4 protein-coding genes are annotated in these 2,685 nt (G+C 36.4%); 1 reads left to right on the forward strand and 3 read right to left on the reverse strand.

What is annotated here, in order from left to right; genetic code table 11:
* The coding region (locus BAU28_RS31630) for a hypothetical protein (RefSeq protein ID WP_420866077.1) at positions 1-67 on the forward strand (67 nt) is incomplete at its 5' end.
* An 89-nt stretch (positions 68-156) separates the two neighbouring features.
* On the opposite strand, the gene BAU28_RS27040 is transcribed toward BAU28_RS31630, so the two are convergent.
* The 3 genes from BAU28_RS27040 to BAU28_RS30790 all read right to left on the reverse strand — a co-directional run.
* Complete coding sequence (locus BAU28_RS27040) at positions 157-807, reverse strand: cyclase family protein (RefSeq protein ID WP_071721059.1); 651 nt, start codon at positions 805-807, stop codon at positions 157-159.
* Entirely contained in the window at positions 785-2,260 is a 1,476-nt protein-coding gene (zwf, locus tag BAU28_RS27045; protein WP_244158211.1) for a glucose-6-phosphate dehydrogenase, read from the reverse strand. Before zwf ends, BAU28_RS27040 begins: the two co-directional genes overlap by 23 nt.
* 235 nt (positions 2,261-2,495) lie before the next feature.
* On the reverse strand, positions 2,496-2,685 hold a 190-nt coding region (locus tag BAU28_RS30790), incomplete at its 5' end, for a hypothetical protein (protein WP_208610982.1).

Consider the following 2,685-nt stretch of genomic DNA (forward strand, 5'->3'; position numbering starts at 1 on the left):
TTATTTTGGAGCACATACGTATAAACGAGTGGATAAAGAAGGTACATTCCATACAAAATGGATATAAAATAAAAAATGGACCAAGATTAAATTCTTGGTCCATTTTTTATTCCGCAATTCGTAGGCGGTAAGACTCCCACTGATGGAAGTTTCACTTTATTGGAATAATAACACACGCGCTGGTGATGCATCTGTACCCATTAGTTTTAATGGGGCCGCAACCATAAAGTATGTACCCGCTTCTACTTCTTTAAATGTTAATCCTTCGATTACAATAATATCGCGTGCAAATAGTGTTTTATGGGTTGGGTGACCTTCTTGGGCACGTTCAACACCTAATGCATCAATGCCCACACCGCGAATACCTTTTTCAGCAAGCAGTTTCGCACCGCTTTCAGCTAAATAAATAAAATCGAAGTTAAATCCTTCATCAAAGGAGTTCTTTGTTTTAAATAAAACAAAATCCCCTTTTTGAATATCGAAATCTTTCAGGTCTTCAGCAGTAATGCCACCATCAACATGTGTCAGGTCAAAAACCTTTGCTTCGCCTACTAATTTCTCAATATCAAGTGTTTCAAACGTGTCTCCGTCATTTATCATGTGCAAGGGCGCATCAATATGAGTTCCTGTATGAGCATCCATTTTTAATGTGGATTCTGTTACATGACCGTTTGTAACTTTGGAAAGTTGAGGCTGTTTTTCCGGTTTGTTTTTATATACAGGCATTCCTTCGTAAATAGGTACTGTAATATCATATACTTTTTTCAGAAGAATTCCCCCTTGATTAGATTGAGTAGTCATTATCATCTGAAATAGGCCACCAATGGAAGTTGTTTTCCGCAAGTAAATCATCAGAAGCTTGCGGTCCCATTGATCCTGATTCGTAAGTAAGTAAATCTGTTGATACATCCTTTTGCCATGCTTTAGAAATAACATCAACAAATTTCCATGATAATGCTACTTCATCCCAGTGAGTGAAGTTTGTTGCATCGCCTTGAGTTGCATCATATAGAAGTTTCTCGTAAGCTTCTGGTGTATTTACTCCGTCCACGCAGTCAATGCAGTAATCAAGCTTAAATGGTGTTGTTTTTTCAGAAGTACCAATTTTTTTACCGTTTAAAACAAGAGAAACCCCCTCATCCGGCTGAATATGAATAATAAGCAGGTTTGGATGAATGTTGTTTTCTGATTTAGAATATAAGTTCATTGGCAATTCTTTAAACTGAATGACGATTTTTGTTGATTTTTCTTGCATGCGCTTACCTGTACGAATGTAGAACGGCACACCTGCCCAGCGGAAATTGTCTATTAATAATTTACCTGCCACAAATGTTTCTGTTCTTGAGTTTGGATCCACTTTACTTTCGCTTCTGTATCCAGGAACTTCTTTTCCATGGATTGTTCCTGATCCATACTGACTTCGTACAAAATATTGATCAACTTCTTCTACTGTTATTAGTCGAAGTGCGCGCAATACTTTAATTTTTTCGCTTCGGATTTCTTCTGTTGTTAAACGAATTGGCGGTTCCATCGCCAGTAAAGCAACCATTTGTACCATATGATTTTGTACCATATCTCTTAAAGCACCGGAATGGTCATAGTAACCACCGCGGTCCTCTACACCTAAAGATTCACTGGATGTAATTTGAATATTAGAGATGTACTTATTGTTCCATAGTGATTCAAATATTGCATTTGCAAAACGAATGACACCAATATTTTGAACCATTTCTTTTCCTAGATAATGGTCAATGCGATAAATCTCATCTTCCGAAAATGCTTGACGAAGTTTTTCGTTTAATTTTTGTGCGGATGGCAAGTCATGTCCAAAAGGTTTTTCAATAATCAATCGATTCCAACCGTTTGAGTTTGTCACACCTTCTGATTTCAAGTAAGAAGCGATTGTTCCGAAAAATTCAGGAGCCATTGCCATATAATACATTCTGTTTCCTGGAATATTGAATTGTTCTTCTAGGTTAGTAAGTAACGTATTCAAATCTTGGTAAGAAGCGGTATTCGTAACATCAAACGCTAAGTATCGGAAATGAGTTAAAAATTCATCTAAATCATTCCCTGGTTTAATTTTTGATTCTTGAATAGAGGAAAATACATTTTCACGAAATACCTCATCACTCCATTCACGTCTTGCCACACCAACAACAGCAAAATTTTTAGAGAGCCGTCCTTTTTTATATAGGCTATATATAGAAGGGAATAATTTTCTCTTTGCTAAATCGCCTGTTGCTCCAAATATAACCATAGTGCAATGTGTATTGTCGTTTTTGTTCACTGGGTACCCTCACCTTTATTAATGTATAAATAGTATCTTAGAAGAGTTTAACATAATTCGAAAGAAGTCTCCTACTTTTAAGTATGCGTAAGAAAGCAAGAATAAATCTTTTAAATTATTTTAGGGTGAAGATTATAGAAAATCAAAAGAAGAGCATGAAATCATTCATACAATGTAATGTAGTATTACCTATAGAAAGTTATCTTCATTTTTGAGCATATGGATTGCTGCCCTTCTTTGTCTTAAAACTTTGCACGTGGCAGGAAAGGGCCCTGACCGCTTCTATGCATGGCAGTCCCTCCCAGGCCATGTGGCGGTCCCCCACATCCATCAACTTAAGGTATATTTTTATATAAAACGTGGTCTTTTCACGTAGTATTTTATTATCGTTTATA

This window comes from Bacillus paramycoides (assembly GCF_001884235.1).
GTDB lineage: Bacteria > Bacillota > Bacilli > Bacillales > Bacillaceae_G > Bacillus_A > Bacillus_A paramycoides.